The following is a 23,372-nucleotide window of genomic DNA, read 5'->3' on the forward strand; positions in this document are numbered from 1 at the left end:
TGCAAGAAACATGACAATTTGTATACGTGTCTTTGAGGCCTAATAAGACTTTTGTGAAAAAGACATAAAGTAGAACGAATTGAAAAAATGTAAGGATTTCGCGATACCAAAAAGCAGATTTTTAATATTGAAGGCTTTTCTGTGATGATATAAATATATATAGAAGAATTCACATGACATAGCACGATGATGACACTTATAGCAGCACTTGATAAATATTTGCTATACTTGGGCGCATGTATAGTAGCCGTATTGGCAATGATGAATGACAAAAGGTAGATGAGTGATGCAGGCTTGGGTAATTGGAAATTGGAAACAAAATCCGGCAACGATCAGTGACGTTAATACGTTGTTAGAAACTTTATTAGCGGTAACTAAAAATGAAGGTGCTGGTAACAAAGCCTATTGCCAGCTAATGGTAGCGCCCAGTTGTATTCATTTAGCCCATGTGAGCGCACGCTTGCAAGGTACTTCTATATTAACTGCCGCTCAAGACATTAGTGCCCATAGTGATAGTAGTGGTGCGTATACTGGTGATTGTTCAGCGCAGCAAGTCGCTGATGCAGGCGCGACATGGACGATACTAGGTCACTCTGAGCGCCGTCAATACCATCAAGAGTCTCACGAAACGCTATTGAATAAGCTTGGTAATGCGCTTAAACAAGATTTGGGTGTGGTATTTTGTATTGGCGAAACTCAGTCTCAGTATGATGGCAAGCAGACTTTCAATGTACTTGATGATCAGCTAGCAGTGATAAAAGATCTGTTTATTCAGCGTGCAGAGCATGCATCAGAGCATCAGTCTGAGCTGACTAAAGTGTTAGCTGAGCGTTTGATTATTGCCTACGAACCTGTTTGGGCTATCGGCACGGGTAAAATACCGACTGTTACTGAAGTGGAAGCCACTCATCAACACATTAAAGAAACCGTGGCTAGCTTTGATAGAGCATTGCCTGCGATTACCGTTCTATATGGTGGTAGCGTCAATGCGGATAATGCCGATAGTTTTGCAGCCAGCCCTATGATAGATGGTGCATTGGTTGGCGGTGCCTCATTAAAGGCCGAAAGCTTTATAGCGATTGCTGATGCTTTTAGTCAGGCTAAAACTAATTAATCTCTGTGATATTTAAACGTCGCATCTCTTTATTACAGATAGGTGCTATATAACAAGCACTTGTTAGTTATAAAAAGTGGGTTTAACAGTGCCCTTGCAATCGTGTACAATGCGCCTTATTTATTCTTATTATAGTTTAATCTCATTGTAGTTCTATGGTTATAGGACTAAGTATAAAGATTCAACTTTCGTTATTAGTCGTTGTTACTCGGCAAAAGAGGCCACCATGTTTACGTTTATATTAGCCCTGCATATTATCGTGGCGATTGCTATGATTGGCTTGATCTTGATACAGCATGGCAAAGGGGCAGACGCAGGAGCATCTTTTGGTGCTGGTTCTTCTGGTACTGTTTTTGGTGCAGCAGGCACGGCAAACTTTTTGACCCGTGCTACTGCCGTATTGACTGTGATTTTTTTCATAACCAGTATGACCCTTGCTATTAATGCCCGCGAGCAGGCTGAAGACCAGTTTCGTTTAGATGCGCCTGTTTCAGCGCCACAAACTCCGCGTCCTTTAACGCAGAATCCTCAGTAATGACTTTGGTTCCAATGGTTTAAGTTCTAGCTGTTTAGGTTTAGCTGTATTATCTAGCCTAATTGTTTGAAGCCTTTTTAAGATGTAGTCACGTTGTTTGACGCGTAACAGAGTACGGTAGATAAGCTTTTTATAGTAGTCCTTGCTATTTGGTTACGTTAGTTTTACAATGCTCGTCTGTTTTTATTAAGCTAGATTGACTTGTTACTGTCATCCTCATGGCATAGAGTTAATCATTAAAAATAAGCTGATTAGAAATAGAGCAGTAAAAGAAGTTATAGCTATAAGCGATTGTGGTGGAATTGGTAGACACGCCATCTTGAGGGGGTGGTGGCGCAAGCTGTGGGGGTTCAAGTCCCCCCAATCGCACCAACTTTTTTTACGTCGCACAGTGTAAAGTTGATTATTATAGAAATGAGATTTTTAGTTTAAAGTTTATTTTAAATAAAGATTGACAGACCTATGAAACTAACATACAATGTGCATTCTAAATTGATGCGGGGTGGAGCAGTCTGGTAGCTCGTCGGGCTCATAACCCGAAGGTCGTTGGTTCAAATCCAGCCCCCGCTACCACTTTCAATACTGATTTTTGTACACTAAATTGTCAGTTGCAATAAGCCCACCATTATGTTTGTGGGTTTTTTTGTATCTGAGAGTCAGTGTTATCGCGGTATTTATTCTACTTATGCTAAGCTCTATGCCTATAGAGTAAGGTAATATCAGTCAATTGCGCGGTGATTCGTAAGCGACAATGCCTTTTATTTCATACTCTCACAGTGACGATTTTGCTTTATGAGTTCTATTAGAATTCATAGTCTTAATTTGACGTCCATTATTCATATCATTTCGTAAACATAAAACGAATACGGTAGGATATTTGGATTTACTTATAATATAGCCATATTGTTTAGATAGTAAAATATACGACGGTTATAGTGCTATTTCTAAGTGTTCCTCATAATATATATAATAAGGTTCTCTAAGCACTGTGTACAAGCAAACAGGAAAATATAAATAAATTATGAAACTTTCTACCAAAGTTGAAGAACTGACCAATATTATCGCTCCTGCGGTAGCAGCATGTGATGTGGCTTTGTGGGGCGTAGAATTTGTCCCACAAGGGCGTCGCTCTTTACTGCGCATTTATATTGAGTCATTACCTGAAGAGCAAGCGCAAGATAAGCAAGTGACTATCGAAAACTGTGCAGCAGTCAATCATCAAGTGAGTGGTATTCTTGAAGTACATGACCCTATTGCTGGTGAGTATATTTTAGAGGTGTCATCGCCTGGATTTGATCGTGCATTCTTCTCAGAAGAGCAAATGCGTGATTATATCGGTCAAACTGTTAGCCTGCGCTTGATACAAGCGATAGGACAAGGCGATAAAAAACGTCGAAAGGTAACAGGCGTACTAGATAGTATGGGTACTGATTCATTAAATCTTACGGCTACTGATAATGAGCAGTTTGAGATTGCTTTTAGCAACATTGATAAAGCTAACCTAATTTTTGAAGATGCTTAATGTTGCTGCAGGTTTCTAATACGGTTATTAATAAATAAGCGTGATAATCATAAATCGTTTAAAGCATAAATAACGTATGGTTTACTTTAGCAACATAACGTCAATACACAAATTATAAAATTTAAGTAAGTATAGGACTGGTATAGCATGAGTCGAGAAATCTTAACGGTAGTTGAAACCGTCAGTAATGAGAAAGGCCTAAATCCTGAAGATATATTTGAAGCTATAGAAGACGCTTTAGTAGTATCGACTAAGAAAAAAGTATATACCGAACAGCCTGAAGTGGCAGTACGAGTTGCTATTGACCGTACGACTGGTGATTATGATACTTATCGTTACTGGACAGTAGTTGCAGATGAAGATCATGAGATGCCAGCTTGTCAGCTTGCTATTACTGACCTTGACCAAGAAGAATGGTCAATTGGTGATGTAAAAGAAGAGCAGATTGAATCGATCGAATTTGGTCGTATTGCAGCTACTCAAGCTAAGCAAGTTATCATCCAAAAAATTCGTGAAGCTGAGCGTGCTCTAGTAGCAGATGCTTTTGAGCCACGTATTGGTGAGATGATGTATGGCGAAGTCAAAAAGCAGACGCGAGATGGCTATATCATCGATTTAGGCGATAATGCAGAAGGTTACTTGTCACGTGATCATATGTTGCCACGTGAGCAGCTACGTGTTAAGTCTCGTATTAATGCAATCCTATATCATGTGAACCGTGAAAATCGCGGTGCACAGTTATTATTGTCGCGTACGCATCCTGAAATGCTTTCAGCATTAATGCAAAAAGAAGTGCCTGAGATTGCTGAGCAAATTATTGAGATTCGTAATGTTGCTCGCTTGCCGGGTACTCGTGCTAAAATATCGGTTAAGACTAACGATCATCGTATTGATCCGGTCGGTGCTTGTATTGGTATGCGTGGTACACGTATCCAAGCAGTACAACAAGAGCTTGATGGTGAACGTATTGATGTCGTTGTGTGGTCCGATGATCCAGCACAATATATTATTAGTGCGCTTGAGCCTGCGGACGTTAGTAGCATCATCTTAGATGAAGATACTCAAACAGCAGACATTATATTTAGTACCAATGATCAGCTCGCACGGGCAATTGGCTCACAAGGTCAAAACGTACGTTTAGCCTCAGAGTTAACTGGCTATAAGCTGAATATGATGCTTGAAGAAGAGTATCAGAAGCGTCAAGAAAGTGAAAGCAAAGCGTTTATTGAATTATTCTATGAGCGTTTAGAAGTAGATCAAGACTTAGCACATGCTTTAGTTGATATCGGTTTTACCAGTATCGAAGAAGTGGCTTATGTGCCGGTTGAAACTTTCTATGATATCGAAGGTCTAGACGACGAAGCGATTGATATGATTCAAGAGCGTGCTAAAGAAGTAGTCATCGCAGACGAATTAGTTAAACAACAAAACATGAAAGAGCCAAGTCAAGAATTGCAAGATCTTGAGGGTATGACAGTCAGTTGGGCCTATAAAATGGCACAAAAAGATATCATTACCGTTGATGATTTAGCTGAACAAGCAATCTTTGATTTAGAAGATATTGAAGGCTTAGATGCTGAAACAGCAGGAAAGCTCATCATGAAGGCTCGGGAATCTTGGTTCAATGAATAGGCGTTAACTGCATATCGCTGTCTTTTGGTGGTATGCTATTAATAATAAAGGGCTGATAAAAGATCATTATTTAGTGTGCTTATATAATAATTAGTTATGATAAATAACACTAGCATCAGCCTAAACGCAATCATTTGTAGCCAACAACTGAATTGAACATATAGCAAATAATAGACAGTAGGTGATAATAAATGGCAGATAAGACCGTCAAAGAACTGGCAGAAATGGTAGGCAAAACCGCTAGTGCTGTACAACAGCAACTACAGGATGCTGGGCTACCTGCTCGCGGGGAGGATGACTCAGTCACCGAACTTGAGCAAGAGAAGTTGGTGACGTATTTAAAACAAAGTCATGGTCAGCAAGAGAAGCGCCGTATTAGCCTCAAATCTAAGACGACCAGTACCGCGCGTGTGACTGGCTCTTCAGGTAAATCCAAGAGCGTCAATGTTGAAGTACGTAAAAAGAAAGTATTTGATAAGCCGGATCCGGAAAAGATAGCGGAAGAATTAGCTGCGCGTGAACAAGCGATGATTGAATCGCAAGCGCGTGCTGCTAAAGAAGCTGAAGAACGTTCTGCAACTAAGAAAAAGTCAGAAGAGCGTCAAGCAGCAACTCTAGCTGCTATGCGTGCAAGTCTTGGTTCAAGCAAAAGCTCAAGTGGTAAAAATGAAGAGATTTCTACCTCTTCAGTCGTAGTTAAGAAAGGCGGCAAAACTACCGTTGAAGTTAAGCCTAAAGAAAAAGAGAAAGAGAAAGAAAAGAAAAAAGTTGCTGCTACTAAGCCAAAAGTTGAAACCGCAGCTGAGCGCAAGGTTCGTGAAGTACGTGAGAAAGAAGAAGAACGTCTACGTCAAATTGAGACTGAAACTCGGCGCGTACAAGCTGAAGAGGCTCAAAAACGTACACTTGAGCAAATGCGCAAAATGGCTGGTAAATACACGGATCAGCCTGCTGCCGAAGTTCGTAAGGACGAGCCATTGGCTGAAGGTCTGGTAGGCGATGCATTAGAAGAGTCGTTTGAAAAAGAGCGTCGTGAAATCAAGCGTGGTGCAAGCAGCACTGGCGCTCGTGGCCGTCGTCGCAAAAACCAAGATGAACGTGAGTTTAAGAACCGTAAGAACGGTTTGAGATCAACGCAAGCTGCACAACATAAATTCGAGAAACCTCTCGACAAAATTATTTACGATGTTGAGATTAGTGAGCAGATTTCTGTAGCAGATCTTGCCCAGCGTATGGCTGTTAAAGCTCGTGAAGTTACTAAATTGCTGATGAAAATGGGCGAAATGGCTCGTGAAACAGATACTATTGATCAAGCGACCGCTAGTTTAATTGTTGAAGAAATGGGTCACAACCCAGTACCAGTCAGTGATACCAAAGTTGAAGACGATCTTCATCATGCGGTTGATGAGCGCAGCAGTAACGTACAAACGCGTCCACCAGTCGTTACTATTATGGGTCACGTTGATCATGGTAAAACTTCGTTACTTGATAAGATTCGTGAAACGAAAGTTGCAACGGGCGAGGCAGGTGGTATCACCCAGCATATCGGTGCTTATCATGTAAAAACTGAGCGCGGTGTTATTACTTTCCTTGATACTCCAGGTCACGCAGCCTTTAGTGCGATGCGTTCACGTGGTGCTCAAGCGACTGATATCGTAGTATTGGTTGTCGCAGCCGATGATGGCATGATGCCACAAACTGAAGAGGCGATTGATCATGCTCGTGCAGCGGGTACTCCTCTAATCGTTGCTATTAATAAAATGGATAAGCCAGGCGCTGATCCTGATCGTGTATTAAACGAATTAACTGCAAAAGAAGTAGTCTCAGAAGAGTGGGGTGGTGATACGCCAATGGCGCGTATCTCAGCTAAAACTGGTGAAGGCATTGACGAGCTTTTAGAATATATCAGTTTACAAGCTGAATTAATGGAGTTAGAAGCCCCATTAGACGGTGCTGCACAAGGTGTGGTAATTGAGTCAAGACTTGATAAGGGTCGTGGCCCTGTTGTAAGTGTCCTAGTTAAGAAAGGTATGCTTAAACAAGGTGACTTAGTTCTAGCTGGTGAGTACTATGGTAAAGTTCGTGCAATGACTGATGAGCATGGTCAACGCGTTCAGTCAGCTGGTCCTTCTATTCCTGTTGAAATCTTGGGATTACCTGAGACACCAGCAGCTGGTAGCGAATTCCTAGTCGTGACAGATGAGAAAAAAGCACGTGAAGTTGCTGATTTTAGAACCAATCGTGAGCGTGAGCGTCAACTGGAACGTCAGAATGCCATGCGCTTAGAAAGCATGTTCGATCAGATGGAACAAGGCGATGTGTCATTCTTGAATATCGTATTGAAAACAGATGTTCGTGGTTCGCTTGAAGCGTTACTTTCTGCACTGAATGAATTATCAACTGACGAAGTTAAAGTCAGAGTGATTAGTTCAGGTGTTGGTCCAATTTCTGAATCTGATGTTACTCTTGCAGAGTCTAGTGAAGCCGTACTATTAGGTTTCAACGTCCGTGCTGATGCAACCGCACGCCGTAAAGCAGACGCTGCCAACATGGATATTCGCTATTACAGTGTCATCTATGGTTTGATTGATGATGTAAAAGCGGCGATGAGTGGTCTACTTGCTCCTGAACATCGTGAGAAAATCCTTGGTATCGCTGACGTTCGTGAAGTGTTCCGCTCTAGTAAGTTTGGTGCAGCTGCCGGTTGTATGGTCGTTGAAGGGACTATCTATCGTAATAAGCCTATCCGCGTATTACGTGATGATAAGGTTATCTTTACTGGACAATTGCAATCATTACGTCGTTATAAAGAAGACGTTAATGAAGTGCGTACCGGAATGGAATGTGGTCTAGCGGTTCGCGGCTATGATGTTGAAGCTGGCGATAAGATCGAAGTTTTCGAAATCCAACAGTTTGAACGTACGATTTAAGCATATTGTGCTTTTATCTAGCAAAGCTTAGATTATCGAGATAATGATGTACTTAGGCCTAACAGGTCCAACCTGGTAGGCCTTTTTTATCGTATATTTCTGCTATTAAACACTATTACTAAATTATTATTAAAAAACAGGGTAATAATATGAACCAACGTTTACAACGCTTAGCAGACCAAATTCAACGCGAGATTGCAGTACTTATTCGTGATGAGGTCAATGATCCGCGTCTTACTGGTTTTGTGACTATCTCTAGCGTCAAGGTAAGTCCAGATCTAGGTTATGCCGATGTCTATGTTACCATCATGGAGCCTGAGCTAAATGATGCTATGAACAAGACTAACCACGAGCAAAGCATACAAGTTTTGAATAAAGCGGCTGGCTTTTTGCGTACTGAGCTTAGTCATAGTTTAAAAACGCGCACTACACCGCGCTTACGCTTTCACTATGATGAAGTGACTGCTCGTGGTAACTATATGATGGATCTAATCAATCAGGCCGTCACCAAAACAGAGCAAAATGAAGCAGACGAGTAATTTTCTATTATGTCCAAACGAGCTGATAAGCAACTTAATAAGATAAGAATATCAGGAGTTATCTTAATTGATAAGCCCACTGGTATGACCTCACAGCAAGTAGTGTCAAAGGTGAAATATCTATTTAAGTCACCTGTGTATGACAGCAAAAAAGCAGGTCATACAGGCACACTTGATCCGATGGCGACTGGTTTATTACCTATTTGTTTAGGCGAAGCAACTAAATTTAGCCATTATCAATTGGATGCTGATAAGTCTTATCAAGCGACTATTTTGCTTGGTAGCCAGACAGATACTGGTGATGCAGATGGACAAATAATTGCCCAAGCTGCTATACCAAAATTTAGTGAGACTTTATTAAAAGAGCTTGGACAGCAATTTTTGGGTGCACAGCAACAAATTCCACCAATGTATTCTGCTCTGAAGAAAGATGGTAAGAAGCTTTATGAGTATGCGCGTGCTGGTATAGAAATCGAGCGTGCGCCTAGAGATATAGTCATTAAGGCTATTGATTTATTGAGATTAGATGAACAGCAGGTTCAACTAACGGTTACATGTTCTAAAGGCACTTATGTACGTGTTCTAGGCGAAGATATCGCTAAAGCATTAGGTACGTTAGGTCATTTAACCGCATTACGTCGCTTACAAGTAGGCGATTTTTTGATCGATAATGCAATGACCTTGTCACAGTTAGAAGAGCTCGAATTACCTCAAAGATTGTCACAACTGTTATCTGTAGATGCCTGTATAAATATTGAGCCTGAATTAATACTAACAACTGAACAGTGCGAACGTGTCAGGTTAGGTCAGCGACTCAACGTATTTGACCAACTGGACGGTACATTGAATGATTATATTACTGAGGCCGTCGAACAAAACTTAGCTAGTAGCAAGCTAGCTAATGATAAAGATGATAATGTCCTAAAAGATAATCATACTGACAATACCGTGAATCAAAGTGCTGAAGAATCAGTACTGATGCACGAAATACCTGTAGATGTACGTCTTGTTGACGAACAAGGACAGTTTATTGGGTTAGGTGCCGTAAGTCTGAACGGTCGACTACAACCTAAAAAGATTGTTCATTTATAAGATATTTTTATTATAAGTAACCTATTATACTGTTGTTCACCAATCCCTCTTACTAATTACTAGCGCATTACATTAATCACATATCGTCACATTTTATTGCAGGCTTCACCTATGGTGAAGCCTGTTTTTTTTATACACTGTTTAAGTCAGCTAGGAAAAGCAGAATAAACAGATCTAATTAGAATACTTAATAATAAAAAGATTAATAACAAAAACACCGAATTATAAGTACTAATACTTAATAGTGAATCATACGAATAATAAGTTAATAAAAACTAATAAGTTAATAAAAACTCTAAAAAATTACATTTCGAACATATAAGGTAGATTATGAAAACGATTGCTTTCTTACTACATAATAATTTTGAACAAGCAGAGTACGAAGACGTAAATAACCAATTAAAAGAAAAAGGTTATAAGACAGTCCTTATTACTACTAACAAAGAGAAAGAAGTTCAAGGGATGAATGAGGATGTAAATAAAGGCGATACGTTTACCGCTGATATTTTCGCAAAAGATGCCAAAGTTGCTGATTATGATGCTTTAGTATTGCCAGGTGGTACTGTGAATGCAGATACCATACGTGGCAACAAAGAAGCACAGGATATAGTCAATGCGGTTAATGATGCAGACAAACCATTAGCAGTTATTTGTCATGCTCCTTGGGTTCTTATTAATACCGGTATTGCTAAAGGTAAAACTCTTACCGCTTATCATTCGCTACAAACCGATTTAGAAAACGCTGGGGCGACCTTTGTAGACAAAACAGTCCAAGTAGATGGTAATTTGATTACTTCACGTAATCCAGATGATATCAACAATTTCGTTGAAGCTATTGACAAAGCATTATCTTAATAAATTTCATCATTCTATGAATAATGAGATAGCAACTTTCATTTAACTTACTTATAACCACAACAACACTAACCGAGGAAAATATTATGGCAAACCCTAATCCAAACGACACCAAACTTGAGCAAGAACGTTCTGAGTCAGCAACTGCAGCACTTAAGAGCCAAACTGAAAATAATCATACAGAAGATTCTGAAGCCGCAGCAGATCGTATTGCTGACAACTTAGAAAATGCTAAGAAAGATAAGTAAAGTTTATTGAGTAGCATTCAGTAGATTATTTACATAGAGTATCTCTAAGACGGATATTAGCTAGATACTAGCGAATATCCGTTGTTACCTAGAGAATAAAAGGAGATTTTATGGATAAGTCAAAAAAAGATATGGATAAGCAAGAACTAGAAATAGAAAAACTAGTAGAAGATATCAATCCTAATCAAGATGTAACTCCAGACAGCTTAGCTGAAGCAACAACGGTACCACTTGATGACGATGCCCTTGGTGGCAATGCTACTGAAGACGATATTAAGAAAAACACAAATAAGTAAGTACCTTATTTATTATATGAATTTTATTATATGAATCGTTTATCTATGCAGTATTAATCTGATATTGTTTACCTAAAACTGTTGAAACTAACACGGAAAATTGCTGTTAGTTCAGCAGTTTTTTGTTATAATTGCTGTCACATTTAAATTAGGCCTTAAATAAGGCAATATGCTTAATTTACTGCTGTATGCAGGTGATTGAATTAAGTGTTATTTTGCATTAATTTGACCTAGTTTTTAAGTAATCGTTACAACAGACTGAGCTTATCGTACACTAGGTCAACTCTAGTAATGCAGGGTTGTCCTGAATGACGTATAAGCTACCTTATTTACTATTCTATTGTTCTTAAGAATACTTAAACCTGAGTATATCTTGGAACTTTTAGCATTGCCGGAGATATTTATGCTAACTAATACCGATCGTGAACAAATCATTGCTCAATACCAACGTGGCGAAAACGACACTGGCTCACCAGAAGTTCAAGTAGCTTTGTTAAGTGCTCGTATCAATGATTTACAGAACCATTTTAAAGAGCACAAAGGTGATCATCATAGCCGTCGCGGTCTTATCCGTATGGTTAATACGCGTCGTAAATTGCTTGATTACTTAAAAGGCAAAGATCTTGGTCGCTATACCACAGTTATCAAACAGTTAGGTTTACGTCGTTAATTCAACGACTATTGTATAGATAGTAGCCAAGTGAGAAGATATTGCCAATTTGCAATATAACTTTGAGAACTACTTTAGAAGTCTTGAGAAAAATGACTTGCTGTTATCAATATAATATATAGGTAAAACAAAAACGGTGTGGAATAGCTTCACGCCGTTTTTTTATGGGTATTGAATAAAGGCTGGACGGTATAAATGCTAGTTAGCTTAACTTTTAACCAGAAAAACACTCAGTTTTGTATTTAATTGGTCAATGCCTCTAAATCACTGTAAAATAGTGCACTGTGCATTTCCATAGCTATATCAAAACTTATAGCATTTATTCTGTAGCTGCCCTATGACTAGAGTTAGGTTATATCAGGTACCTTGTATAAATTGACGAGCACAAAATTGGTGCAAGACTTTATTACAACTCGTAAAGATAAGCGGCTATAGAAACCAAATTTGAATAATTAAAAAGATGCAGCAGTACTCTTGATAAATGTATGACCAATAGCAAGGTTTGCAAATAATATTTATCAGTATCTGTAATTACACAATAGAACTCTTAACGACCGATGTTAGATTGCTCAAGCAATTGATATCGTTTTCGTCATTCAACATTAGGAAAAATATATGACAAATCCGACAATGTTTAATACTATTAAACGTGAATTCCAATATGGCGACCAAAAAGTCGTCCTTGAAACTGGCCGTGTTGCTCGCCAAGCTAATTCTATTATGGTCCATATGGGCGGCGTTTCAGTGTTGGTGGCAGCAGTAGTAAAATCTGATGCCAAAGAAGGCCAAAACTTCTTTCCATTGACTGTAAACTATCAAGAAAAAATGTATGCTGCGGGTAAAATCCCAGGTGCATATGGCAAACGTGAAGGCCGCGCCAGTGAGTTTGAAACATTAACGTCGCGTCTAATTGACCGTCCGATTCGTCCGCTATTCCCTGAAGGCTACGTTAACGAAATTCAAATCACTGCTACTGTTGTTTCATCAGATAAGACTCAGTCTGCAGATATCGCAGCACTAATCGGTGCCTCAGCAGCACTGGCTATCTCTGACGCGCCATTCAATGGCCCTGTTGCTGCCGCACGTGTTGGCTTTATCAATGGTGAATACGTACTAAACCCAACGCTTGAACAACTTAAAGAAAGTGACCTTGATTTAGTTGTAGCTGGTACAAAGTCTGCCGTATTGATGGTTGAATCTGAAGCGGCAGAGCTTTCAGAAGATCAGATGCTAGGCGCGGTACTATACGGTCATCAGCAACAGCAAATTGTTATTGATAACATTGCTTCAATGGCAGAAGAAGTTGGTACTGCTAAACAGCAATATGCTGCCCCTAAACGTGATCAAGCGCTTGAAAGCAGCATGAAAGAGCAGTTCGGCGAGCAAGTTGCTGATGCTTATACCATTACTGATAAGCAAGAGCGTTACACTAAGCTTGATGAGATTAAGCAATCAATTATCGATGCGCTCGCTGGTGATGCTGAGTCAGAAAATTATGCTGATACGGTATCTGAGCTAAAGGAAATCTATAACGACCTTAAATATCGTACTGTTCGTGACAATATCTTGTCAGGCAAGCCGCGTATTGATGGTCGTGATCTTGAGACCGTTCGTGCTCTTGACGTACAAGTAGGCGTGTTACCATTTACTCATGGTTCAGCACTATTTACTCGCGGTGAAACTCAAGCATTAGTAACGACAACGCTTGGTAACAGCCGTGACGTCAATATGATTGACTCATTAGCGGGTACTATCCGTGATCATTTCATGCTGCATTACAACTTTCCGCATTTCTCAGTAGGTGAGACTGGTCGTGAAGGGATTCCTAAACGTCGTGAAATTGGTCATGGTCGTCTAGCACGTCGCGGTGTACAAGCGATGCTACCAGACAGCGAACGCTTCCCGTATGTTATCCGCGTAGTATCGGAAATCACTGAGTCAAATGGTTCATCTTCTATGGCCTCTGTTTGCGGTGCAAGCTTGGCATTGATGGATGCAGGCGTACCAATCAAAGCGCCAGTTGCTGGTATTGCGATGGGTCTGGTTAAAGAAGGCGAGCGCTTCGCAGTCTTGTCTGACATCCTAGGTGATGAAGATCATCTTGGCGATATGGACTTTAAAGTAGCTGGTTCTAAAGACGGTATCACAGCCTTACAGATGGATATCAAAATCGAAGGTATTACTCCAGATATCATGGAGCAGGCGTTAAAACAAGCCCATGCAGGTCGTATTCATATCCTAGACGCGATGAATAAAGTATTGCCAGAGAGCCGTACTGAGATCAACGCTCACGCACCTAACTATGCAGTTATTGAAATCAATCCTGATAAGATTCGTGACGTAATCGGTAAAGGCGGTGCGATGATTCGTCAGCTAACCGAAGAGACTGGCGCGGTTATCGATATTGATGATGGTGGCACGATTCGTATCTTTGGTGAAAACAAAGCCGCAACTAAAGCTGCTATCGGTAAAATCGAAGCATTGACTGCTGAAGTTGAAGTGGGTAAAACTTACGAAGGTACAGTCGCTCGTATTGTTGACTTTGGCGCATTCGTCAACGTCTTGCCAAATACTGATGGCCTAGTACATATCTCACAAATCGCAGAAGAGCGCGTAGAGAATGTATCAGACTATCTAAAAGAAGGTCAGATTGTTAAAGTATTCGTTCAAGACGTTGATAACCGTGGTCGCATCAAGCTGACTATGAAAGGTATTGAGCAGAACTAAGCTACCGTCTATTTAATGTAATATTAAATTTTTGCTTTAAAAAACCGCTTCGATTTTGTCGAGGCGGTTTTTTTGTATTTATTTTTGGATAATGAATGAAAAGTCATTTGGATTTATAGTGTTGGGTGTCGCAAGCTTCGCCTAACATAAATGTTGATATTTGAAATCCAAAAAACACTCACAGTACCTACTAAAAGTACTTATCATTTAATAAAATTTGTGTCTATTTTAGAGCATCTAGAGCATCTAGAGCATCTAGAGCATCTAGGTCAGCAGGCTTTTCCAGTTATCAAAACTCATTTAGCATCACGTGTGTGATAGAAAAAACCGCTCTTTTTTCTAATTCTTTTATATTCATGTAAGTGTAATAGACCCTAGATATACTGTCATAAAGTATCCGTAAGATCTGGCAAATTATTGGAGATAGAATACACATGAAACAACTTATAGGCGTATATGGAGCAAGTGGATTTGGTAGACAAGTCATGCCATTAATCAAATCTCAATATCCTTACTTAGATAAGTCTTCCTTCGTTTTTATTGATGATTCCAAAGTAACAGATAACCTTAACGGCCATGAAGTACTAAATTTTAGTGAATTTTTAAATTATCTATCGGCTGAAAAATCCGTGACTATCGCTATTGCCGACAGTAAGGTTCGAGAGATATTAGCAGATAAACTTAGGAAAAATAATATCCCTTTAATAGCAGTTGAAGCATCCACAGTCATTAAATTAGACGAGGAGACAATAGAGCTAGGTGAAGGCAGTATTCTGTGTAACAACGTCTGCTTAAAAGTTGATATTAAGATCGGTAAGTTTTTCCACGCTAATACGTATAGCTACATCTCACATGACTGTGTAATTGGAGACTACGTTACATTTGCTCCTAGGGTTAGCTGCAACGGCAACATACATATCCATGATCACGTATACATTGGAACAGGCGCTATAATAAAACAGGGTATACCTGGCAAACCTCTAATTATTGGCAAAGGTGCAATTATAGGTATGGGAGCAGTGGTAACGAAAGATGTGCCTGCAGGAGCAGTGGTAGTGAAAAACCCTGCCCAACCGTTAGTAAAGAGTTTTAAAAGAGAAGAAAGCAGCGTGAAAATCGCCTGAAAATAAAATAACGTTATTATCGGATTCAGTCTTATTCCTATTTTTTCTCAAGGCTTTTACATCTAAATTGAAGTCGCTACAGGCTCACACTTGAATGCATTACGACACGTATATTTCTACAGTATTGACGGCCTCTATTGGATTAAACGATTAAATCTCTGCTAGATCTCTTGTTCTTAATCGCTATATTCAATGCTTGGTAAACTAAATCTACTGCCATGTGCTCATGAATAACACAGCCAACTAGCTCCTGCCGCTTCACAGTCTGCTATTTTCAACAGTTTTGCATACGTTGTGCTTAACCTCGTTCTCAGCTTGCGAATAACCTGCATTCACAAACAATGCTTGAGCGCAAATTTGCACCCTATCTCCTTAGTATTCGGCTTTTCAAAATACGATTTTGCTGTAATAAAAAACTGAAGAAATCCCTGCACCAAATCCATTATGCGTGCGTCCACGGTACGCTGGCGTTTTTTCCAAGAGCTACACTATGGTAGGGAGAAATTCAAAGTTAAAGTACTGCTACGTATAGTATGCTCATCAGTAAAGATAGAATTAAATTATAGCCAACAAAAAATCCAATGCCAAACGCTTACTTTAAACGTTTAACATTGGATTGATGACACTATAAACTAACGAGATAAAGTGCTTACTCTTGATCTAACTTATCAATCATACCTTGGTACTTGTCTTTTCTACTCACGATCTTAGCACGTTCTTCTTCTACATTTGCTATGAGCTTTTTAGCGACTTCTACGCTTTTATCAAAGGCTGCCAATTCCATATCTACCACAGCTATTAATCTTTGAAGAGTCATGGCAGCCGCTTTTTCGGTGACGCCATTAGTAATGCCCGTAGCTTCGGACATGAAGTCCTCTCTAAGCTTAGATGCCCACTGAAATATACCAGCCATCGTCATATTAGATGTGTCGTCTTGCTCAGACTCATCCTTCTTATCGGCTTCATCTTTTTGATCAGATTTACTATCTTCAGTATCAGTGTCATCTTTACTAGATTTATCGTCTTTTTTGGATTTACTATCCTTTTCAGACGAATCTTCTTTACTAGATTTCTGATCTTTATCAGTGTCTTTACTTTTGCTAGACTTATCCGACTTATCTTGTTTATCTGACTTATCATCGTCTGATTTATCATTTTTAGTAGAGCTATCGGCTTTCTTTTCTTGATCTTTCTTTTTTTGATCTTTGTCTTCTTGATAGTCATGCTCAGCGTTATAGTCTTCAAAGTCACCGTTTTCAAATACTACGGTATCGTCTTTGACCACTTCTACGCCAATGACCGCTTTATTGTCAGTAGATTTCTTTTCGTTTCCAGTCTTGCTGTTTTTTGAGTTGTTGTTTGACATAACTGATTATCCTGTTTGGAGTTATAGGTAAAAGATATCTACGCTCGATAATTCTTATAACTTGATATTAGGCTGGAGTAATTTTTTAGTCAATATCTCGACATAAATATACCTATTAAGGCCTACAGGAAAAAACATTTTGATAGAAAGTTTGGCAGATCTAAATGACGATACTTTTGGGCAGATGAATATCAACTCGAACTTTTGGTAGATCTTGTAAATATTGGTTGAGAAGAGGTAGGGTATCAGTATCCCAATCCAAGGGAATCAAACTTGGGGTATTAGCTATATGGCTTTTAGAATTATCAAAGACAAGCGGGCGTGCGAGTAGAGCAGCCCTACGGATACCTTGATAACGTATCAACGGAATAAGCTGCTCGCATAAATCAGTCAATGCAGCCGTTAACCAACGCGACCGTGCTGGATGATAAGGATGGTCGGATATGACAAGGTTAGCAACATAACTTGGCTGATTGCCATTACTACTGATCCCAAGACCAGCATGTTCACGCAACCGCTTATGAAGTAAGCAGCTACCAGCTTCCAAGCTACCATCACGGCAAGCGCGATAATAGCGTTGATAATTGTCAGAATACAAGGTTTTAGTTCGCATCAGCACAGGATCTAGAAATATCCCAGCATTATTAACTGGTAAGATAAGTATCTGCGCGCTACTATTTAGAATAGGGGCATGGGTGAGTTGCAGAGTAGTCATAACAGATGCCCCATGAGTAGATGCTTTTATAAGTTATATAGACTCAGTTTACAGCTGAATAAAGGCTGCTGCCTACTGACATACTGTTATCCAATTCAATGTTTTTAAGATGATAGCTTATTGAGGAGTTTGTGCGGCTTCTAACTGTGCGATTTGCTGCTCAAGCAATTTGATTTGTTCAGCTTTCATATCTGTCAGTTTTTTATTCATTTGCACTTGCTCAATTGCTAGTTTCTCTTGTTCTACGAGTCGTTGACGCTCGTCTTCTAAGCGATCGACTTCTTCCTTGGCTAAACTGTCAGTTTCCGGTAATGAGGCATTTAAAATTGCCTCAGAATCAGGTGTTTGTATCCCAGTTGTCTCAGTACCTTCATTAATCGAAAGGTCGCTATCAGTATCATCAATACTCGTTGAATCCATAGTCGTTGGTATCGTATCAACCTGAGATTGCTCAGGTTTTGTCGGTGTCTCTTTTACAAGCGTTGAGGTGCTCGGAAGCGGGCGTGGCCAAACGAAATAAGCGATAACGATAAGTAGCAGCAACAAGGCTATGGTTATGAGTCTTTTTAGACGGATACCCGTTGGCTTAGTTGTTACTGTTTTGGTCAGAAGAGACGAAGGTTTCTTAGAAGTCATACTGTAGCCAGTTTATATCGAAAACAAAGTTTCCATACTATAGCAAACTAAAAAACAAAAGCCTATCAATTGATAGGCTAGTAGTGAGTGCATTATTGACGACTTAGTTCAAAGCTTTTATCATTTTATAAGTATATTTACTATAAAAATTTGAAGTTAAGGTTTGAATTTTACTGTGCCACTAGTGCCGGTTGCCATTGCATCGCGATTAATCTGATCCTCAAGATGATTCTTGGCGCTAATCTCATCAGGGTCGGGACGGTGTTCACTATGGCCACACAGGGTACATTCAATATATTCATCAGGTGCTGGCGTCACGACATTTATTTGCACTACTGCATCTAACACCTGACACTTAGGGCAGCGTACTCCCGCTAAGAATTGCCTTTTTGGATGACTAGATTGATAACGCATTAGCTGACCTCACGCTTAGTTTGAGCATTTGCCGCAGTATTGATATCCGTATTATTAAAGCCACTATGACGTAACAACGCGTCAATACTGGCACTACGCCCACGGAAATTCTCGAAGTTGGTTTTTGCCGGCAAGCTACCGCCCACAGATAAGATAGTCTCGCGGAAGGCTTTACCAGTGACTGGATTAAAGATACCGTCTTCTTCAAACTTACTAAATGCATCCGCAGATAACAATTCAGCCCATTTATAAGAGTAATAACCTGCTGCATAGCCACCCGCAAAGATATGACTAAAACCATTAGCAAAGCGGTTGTAATCGGGCGTTTCCATAATGGCAATATCACTGCGAACGTCATTAAGTGTTGCAAGGATACCGGCATAATCAAGCGCTGGCGTATGCGAGTGAATAAGTAAATCGAACAGTGCAAACTCAATTTGACGCAATGTTTGCATGCCACTTTGGAAGTTCTTGGCAGCTAATAAGGCATCAAGCTTATCTTTTGGTAATGGCTCACCCGTCTCGACATGACTGCTAATAAGCGCAATGCCTTCAGCATCCCACGCCCAGTTTTCCATAAACTGACTGGGTAGCTCGACCGCATCCCACTCAACCCCGTTTACGCCCGCGACATCACCGACCGTTACTTGGGTCAATAGGTGATGTAAACCATGACCAAACTCATGAAATAAAGTTAATACTTCATCATGGGTGAGCAAACTTGGCTTACCGTCTAGCGCTGGGGTAAAGTTGCCGACCATAAAGCAAACTGGTAGCTGCTGATATGCTTGCTCATCATTGCTATAGCGCGATTGAAAGCCACTCATCCACGCACCGCCACGCTTGCCACTACGCGCAAATAAGTCAAAGTAAAAGCCACCGAGCAATGTATCGTTTGCATCAAATAATTGATAAAAGCGCACGTCATCATGCCAGCGCGAAACGGCGTTGGCTTCATATTTAGTAGCTTCATTAGAACTATTTTGTTCTTGTACTTTAATGCCGTATAAACGCTCAACGATAGCAAAGAGACCGTCAATAACTTTCGGTAAGGGGAAGTACGGACGAATCTCTTCTTGCGATAAACTAAATTTGTTTTGTTTTACCTTTTCGGCAATATAAGCACTGTCCCATGGTTGTAAATCAGTGATGTCATAATCACGCGCACATTCTTGCAACTGGGCTAAATCCTGCTCAGCAGTACGCTTAGCTTTGGTAGCCAAATTGCGTAAAAAGGTCTCAACTTCTGCTACGTTGTCTGCCATTTTGGTCGAAAGCGACACTTCAGCATAATTAGCAAAGCCTAATAGCTGGGCTTTTTGTTCACGTAGTTGTAGGATTTGGCCCATGATGTCAGCGTTATTTAGCGACTCGCCTTTAGCATTGGTATGAGTATCAAATTCAGAAGCACGGGTTACATAAGCGCGGTATAAAGTCTCACGCAGTTCGCGATTGTCCGCATGGGTCATGACCGCAAGATATACGGGAATATTCAAAGTCGCAACATAGTAGGGTGTTGGTAACGCATCAATCTCAGCTTGTTTGAGCGCACCGCTGGCAAGTTCACGAGCTTTATACTGCTCACCGGCATCGGCTAGTAATGCCAAGCCACTTTCTGTTAAACCTGCCAATTGCTCTTCTTGTAGTGGCAAGGCAAAGGCTTGGGTGGCATCTAAGATATGATCGGAGAACGTTGCAGATAAGGTAGATAATTTACTTTGAATGTCAGCAAATTCGTCTTGCTTATCTTTGGGTAGCGCTACACCAGACAGCTCAAAGCTTTGTAATGCAAGCTCAATGGCACGCGCACGTGCTGGCTCAAGCTCTGCAAAAAATTCTTTATCATTGACGATAGCTTGGTAACGGCTAAATAGTGGCTGGTGCTGACCGACTCGAGTACCGTAAGCGGATAGTTTAGGTAACAACTCATGATGTACATAACGAATCTCGTCATTACTCATCACACTATTAAGATGCGATAAGACTCCCCAACTCCGATCCAATGCCAAATTAATATGATCAAAAGCAATCACATCAGTCAATGCCTGCTTAGGACTTATATTACTAGCGTTGTCTGTAGACGTTGTTAGCTCGTCTAGAAAGTTATTACCTTGCTCAATCGCATCATCTACTTTTACCTGTAATTCGTTAGGCTTCGCTGCGGTAAAGTCGATAAGATGTAGGTTTGGGTCAATCGTAGTCATAGAGGTATCCAATGGTAATAAATGGCTAATTGTTATTTGGTTAATTATTGTTGAATAGTTTAATTGCTTTTTAGCATATACAAGTTAGCAAATTCAAAGAAAGCTATCTAAATGATGGGTATGCTTTGGTAAGAATGCAAGCCAGCAGCCGTAGACTAAAAGTAAATCGTCTATATTGTTTATAGGATATATTGTTTGTCAGATAAATATTATGATTATTAGATGTCTCAAAATATGGTTTTCATTAATGATGCTTACAAAGCGTCATCATTTGCTTGCAAACTAACCCTATAGCTAGCAACATTAACTTGATAGCATCATAGTTGTTCTACATAAAGTTGTCCTACATAACAATCAGAATATACTTGTATATAAGTATAAAAAATAACGGACGTATAGTGTGCATAACAATACATTAAACAAAGCAGTTGAATAGATAAAAGCTGTCCGATGATTAACTATGTCATAGCATTGACATAACTTGGTTAGGATAGTCCTATAGATAAAGCCTGTCTTTATCATTTAGCTACTCAAAACCGACAACAATAACATAAGGAAAAATGTTTATGAAAGCGACCCTCAAGAGTTTACGTGAAACCAAAGCCAATCCAGCAGTGAGTATATTTGTTAAGACCCATCGCGCGCATCCAGCGAATGAACAAGATCCTATCGCTCTAAAAAACCAGTTGAAAGTGATGGAAGATCGTTTAACCAGCGAGTATGATAAGCGTACCGCAACGACTATTCTAGAAAATATTCATGCCAAAACTAATGATTTAAATCATAACTATAATCTTGATACATTAGCGATATTTGCTAGCACTGATGATGTGCAAGTCATCCGTATGCCAATCGATACTACAGAACGGGTCATTATTTCAGATCGATTTGCAACCCGTGACTTAGTTCGCGATATGGCGAGTGCGGTACATTATTATACGGTAGTTCTGACCCGTGATAAGGCGCGACTCATCGAAGCTTCTAACGATCGTGTAGTCATGGAGTTCGACAAGGATGATGATAGTCAAAATCATATGGAAAGCATCCCATTCCCTATCGATAATAATGGACTATATACTACAGGCGATGGTGGCTCTGATCGTTCATCTAACAATGAAAGCAGTTATCTAAAAGAGTTCTTTAACCAAGTTGATAAAAGTGTTCAAGAACTATGGGGTGAGCACAAAATGCCACTCGTTATTGTTGGTGATGCAAAAAACATTGGCTATTACAAAGAAGTCTGTGATCGTCCAGATAATATTATTGCAATGGTCTCAAACGCTACCAATCTAGATGATGGTAGTGCACAACATATCGTTAACTCGGTACAAGAGGCGGTAGAAGAATATCGTACTTCATTACATACAGCAGCATTGGGTGAGATTGACAAAGCACGGGGGGCTGATATGCTTCGGACTGATCTGCAGGATGTATATCGTGCTGCATATCAAGGCGCTGGTGAGACCTTGTATGTACGTCGCGGTTATATGCAGGCTGCGATGATTGACGAAAAAGCACAGACATTAACTGCTGCTAATGATGCATCTGAAAAAGGTGTGACTGATGACGCTGTTGGCGAAATCATTGAGCATGTCATTCATAATGGTGGTGAGGCTGTGTTTATGCCACAAGATATTATGAGTGATGATCAGCCAATTGCTTTGGTTACGCGCTACTAATTGTTATCTAGCTAGCCAGTTAGCTTAGCAATAATGATTTAGCATCAATAGAAAAAGCATTGGTTCAATATGAGCCAATGCTTTTTTGCATTTCATATAATTAATATAGTTGTGATAAGGCTAAGACAAAATTACCATTCCTGTTGTTATAGCGCGAATAACGCCTATAATCGCTTATAACACTTATTTTATGAATACTGAATCTATGATTAATAAAAACTCTTTTGTTGTGACCAGCTATAACATCCATAAAGGCATGTCGCCACTTAATCGCCGAGTAAAAATGCAAGGGATTGCTCAAGCCCTTGAAGAAGTAGGCTCTGATGTCCTATGTTTACAAGAGGTGCAAGGTCAGCATTTGAGGCGCAATATGCACTATAACGAATACCCTGATCAATCTCAGCATGAATGGTTTGGTGAGTATCTGCAGCTAGAAAATAGCTATGGTAAAAATTCAGAATATGAAAATGGTCATCATGGTAATGCGGTACTGAGCCGATTTCCACTAGATCCAAAGCATAACGTTAACATTACTGTGAATAAACTTGAGCAACGCGGTGTCTTGCATTGTGAAGTGCAGCCAGCTGGTTGGGATGTGCCAGTGGTGGTGTTGTGCGCTCACTTGAACCTATTTGAGCGTGATCGTGTTAAGCAATATCAAGCCATTAGTGATTACATGCGCAACGAGATAGCTCCGAATCAACCTCTGATTTTAGCGGGTGATTTTAACGACTGGAAAAAGCTATCTTGTGATACCTTAGCAAGTGATCTTGGGATGACTGAGGCTTTTAAACAATGTCATGGTAAATTGTTACCGACCTTTCCGGCAAAGCTGCCTGTACTAAGTTTAGATCGTATCTATGTACGTAATCTTACTGTGAAAAACGCTTGGGTACATACTGGTAAACCTTGGTCGAAATTGTCCGATCACTTGCCTATTAGTGCTGAGTTGGCTTTGTTATAGTATAGGTTCGCTACCTATAAATTGAATAATACCTGTTTCTTTTTTAATAAAATTAAAGCTCAAAAAATTCCAAATTAATAAGATAATTAACTATTAGCACATAACATATA

General features: G+C 39.9%; 20 protein-coding genes and 2 tRNA genes. 17 read left to right on the plus strand and 5 right to left on the minus strand.

Going from position 1 to position 23,372, the window contains the following annotated elements; genetic code table 11:
• Nucleotides 1-286 precede the first annotated feature (286 nt).
• The 15 genes from tpiA to AAEY87_RS10880 all read left to right on the plus strand — a co-directional run bounded on the left by tpiA (nt 287) and on the right by AAEY87_RS10880 (nt 15,284).
• Complete coding sequence (tpiA, locus tag AAEY87_RS10810; protein WP_350657168.1) at nt 287-1,114, plus strand: triose-phosphate isomerase; 828 nt, start codon at nt 287-289, stop codon at nt 1,112-1,114.
• 226 nt (nt 1,115-1,340) lie between these two features.
• A complete protein-coding gene (secG, locus tag AAEY87_RS10815; RefSeq protein WP_350657169.1) occupies nt 1,341-1,649 on the plus strand; it encodes a preprotein translocase subunit SecG in 309 nt (102 codons plus the stop codon).
• A gap of 287 nt (nt 1,650-1,936) precedes the next feature.
• Nucleotides 1,937-2,021: transfer RNA gene (locus tag AAEY87_RS10820), tRNA-Leu, on the plus strand.
• 124 nt (nt 2,022-2,145) lie between these two features.
• Nucleotides 2,146-2,222: transfer RNA gene (locus AAEY87_RS10825), tRNA-Met, on the plus strand.
• A gap of 448 nt (nt 2,223-2,670) precedes the next feature.
• Nucleotides 2,671-3,171, plus strand: a complete 501-nt coding sequence (gene rimP / locus AAEY87_RS10830) for a ribosome maturation factor RimP (RefSeq protein ID WP_068033682.1) — start codon at nt 2,671-2,673, stop codon at nt 3,169-3,171.
• A gap of 147 nt (nt 3,172-3,318) precedes the next feature.
• Nucleotides 3,319-4,803, plus strand: a complete 1,485-nt coding sequence (gene nusA, locus AAEY87_RS10835) for a transcription termination factor NusA (protein WP_068033684.1) — start codon at nt 3,319-3,321, stop codon at nt 4,801-4,803.
• 191 nt (nt 4,804-4,994) lie between these two features.
• Entirely contained in the window at nt 4,995-7,733 is a 2,739-nt protein-coding gene (gene infB, locus AAEY87_RS10840) for a translation initiation factor IF-2 (RefSeq protein ID WP_350657170.1), read from the plus strand.
• 149 nt (nt 7,734-7,882) lie between these two features.
• Nucleotides 7,883-8,272: a ribosome-binding factor A gene (locus AAEY87_RS10845; protein ID WP_068033687.1), complete on the plus strand. Its 390-nt coding sequence runs from the start codon at nt 7,883-7,885 to the stop codon at nt 8,270-8,272.
• Nucleotides 8,273-8,281: 9 nt separating this feature from the next.
• Nucleotides 8,282-9,364 carry a tRNA pseudouridine(55) synthase TruB gene (gene truB / locus AAEY87_RS10850; RefSeq protein WP_350657171.1) on the plus strand — a complete coding sequence of 361 codons (1,083 nt, stop codon included), beginning with the start codon at nt 8,282-8,284 and terminating at the stop codon, nt 9,362-9,364.
• Nucleotides 9,365-9,694: 330 nt separating this feature from the next.
• Nucleotides 9,695-10,219, plus strand: coding sequence for a type 1 glutamine amidotransferase domain-containing protein (locus AAEY87_RS10855; protein ID WP_350657172.1), 525 nt, complete (start codon nt 9,695-9,697; stop codon nt 10,217-10,219).
• Nucleotides 10,220-10,305: 86 nt separating this feature from the next.
• On the plus strand, nt 10,306-10,467 hold the full coding sequence (locus tag AAEY87_RS10860; RefSeq protein ID WP_158510464.1) for a hypothetical protein: 162 nt from the start codon (nt 10,306-10,308) through the stop codon (nt 10,465-10,467).
• A gap of 110 nt (nt 10,468-10,577) precedes the next feature.
• The gene (locus AAEY87_RS10865; RefSeq protein ID WP_068325374.1) at nt 10,578-10,763 is read left to right on the plus strand and encodes a hypothetical protein; all 186 of its coding nucleotides are present in this window, start codon (nt 10,578-10,580) and stop codon (nt 10,761-10,763) included.
• Between the two features lie 403 nt (nt 10,764-11,166).
• Complete coding sequence (gene rpsO, locus AAEY87_RS10870) at nt 11,167-11,433, plus strand: 30S ribosomal protein S15 (protein WP_068033696.1); 267 nt, start codon at nt 11,167-11,169, stop codon at nt 11,431-11,433.
• A gap of 630 nt (nt 11,434-12,063) precedes the next feature.
• A complete protein-coding gene (gene pnp, locus AAEY87_RS10875) occupies nt 12,064-14,160 on the plus strand; it encodes a polyribonucleotide nucleotidyltransferase (protein WP_350657195.1) in 2,097 nt (698 codons plus the stop codon).
• A 434-nt stretch (nt 14,161-14,594) separates the two neighbouring features.
• Nucleotides 14,595-15,284, plus strand: coding sequence for a NeuD/PglB/VioB family sugar acetyltransferase (locus AAEY87_RS10880; RefSeq protein WP_350657174.1), 690 nt, complete (start codon nt 14,595-14,597; stop codon nt 15,282-15,284).
• Between the two features lie 649 nt (nt 15,285-15,933).
• Here AAEY87_RS10880 and AAEY87_RS10885 read toward each other — a convergent pair.
• From AAEY87_RS10885 to AAEY87_RS10905, 5 genes are all read right to left on the minus strand, one after another.
• Entirely contained in the window at nt 15,934-16,650 is a 717-nt protein-coding gene (locus AAEY87_RS10885; RefSeq protein WP_350657175.1) for a hypothetical protein, read from the minus strand.
• Nucleotides 16,651-16,810: 160 nt separating this feature from the next.
• Nucleotides 16,811-17,365 carry a hypothetical protein gene (locus tag AAEY87_RS10890; protein ID WP_350657176.1) on the minus strand — a complete coding sequence of 185 codons (555 nt, stop codon included), beginning with the start codon at nt 17,363-17,365 and terminating at the stop codon, nt 16,811-16,813.
• Between the two features lie 117 nt (nt 17,366-17,482).
• Nucleotides 17,483-18,001: a hypothetical protein gene (locus AAEY87_RS10895; RefSeq protein ID WP_350657177.1), complete on the minus strand. Its 519-nt coding sequence runs from the start codon at nt 17,999-18,001 to the stop codon at nt 17,483-17,485.
• A gap of 156 nt (nt 18,002-18,157) precedes the next feature.
• Nucleotides 18,158-18,415 carry a YheV family putative metal-binding protein gene (locus AAEY87_RS10900; protein ID WP_350657178.1) on the minus strand — a complete coding sequence of 86 codons (258 nt, stop codon included), beginning with the start codon at nt 18,413-18,415 and terminating at the stop codon, nt 18,158-18,160.
• A complete protein-coding gene (locus AAEY87_RS10905) occupies nt 18,415-20,619 on the minus strand; it encodes a M3 family metallopeptidase (protein WP_350657179.1) in 2,205 nt (734 codons plus the stop codon). The genes AAEY87_RS10900 and AAEY87_RS10905 overlap by 1 nt, the downstream gene beginning before the upstream one ends.
• A gap of 566 nt (nt 20,620-21,185) precedes the next feature.
• Here AAEY87_RS10905 and AAEY87_RS10910 point away from each other — a divergent pair.
• Nucleotides 21,186-22,298 (plus strand): AOC03_06830 family ribosome hibernation factor, encoded by a 1,113-nt coding sequence (locus tag AAEY87_RS10910; RefSeq protein ID WP_350657180.1) that lies wholly within the window; start codon nt 21,186-21,188, stop codon nt 22,296-22,298.
• 205 nt (nt 22,299-22,503) lie between these two features.
• The gene (locus AAEY87_RS10915; protein WP_350657196.1) at nt 22,504-23,262 is read left to right on the plus strand and encodes an endonuclease/exonuclease/phosphatase family protein; all 759 of its coding nucleotides are present in this window, start codon (nt 22,504-22,506) and stop codon (nt 23,260-23,262) included.
• Nucleotides 23,263-23,372: the final 110 nt, after the last annotated feature.

The sequence above is a fragment of the Psychrobacter sp. S1-30-MNA-CIBAN-0213 genome (assembly GCF_040309845.1).
Taxonomy (GTDB): domain Bacteria; phylum Pseudomonadota; class Gammaproteobacteria; order Pseudomonadales; family Moraxellaceae; genus Psychrobacter.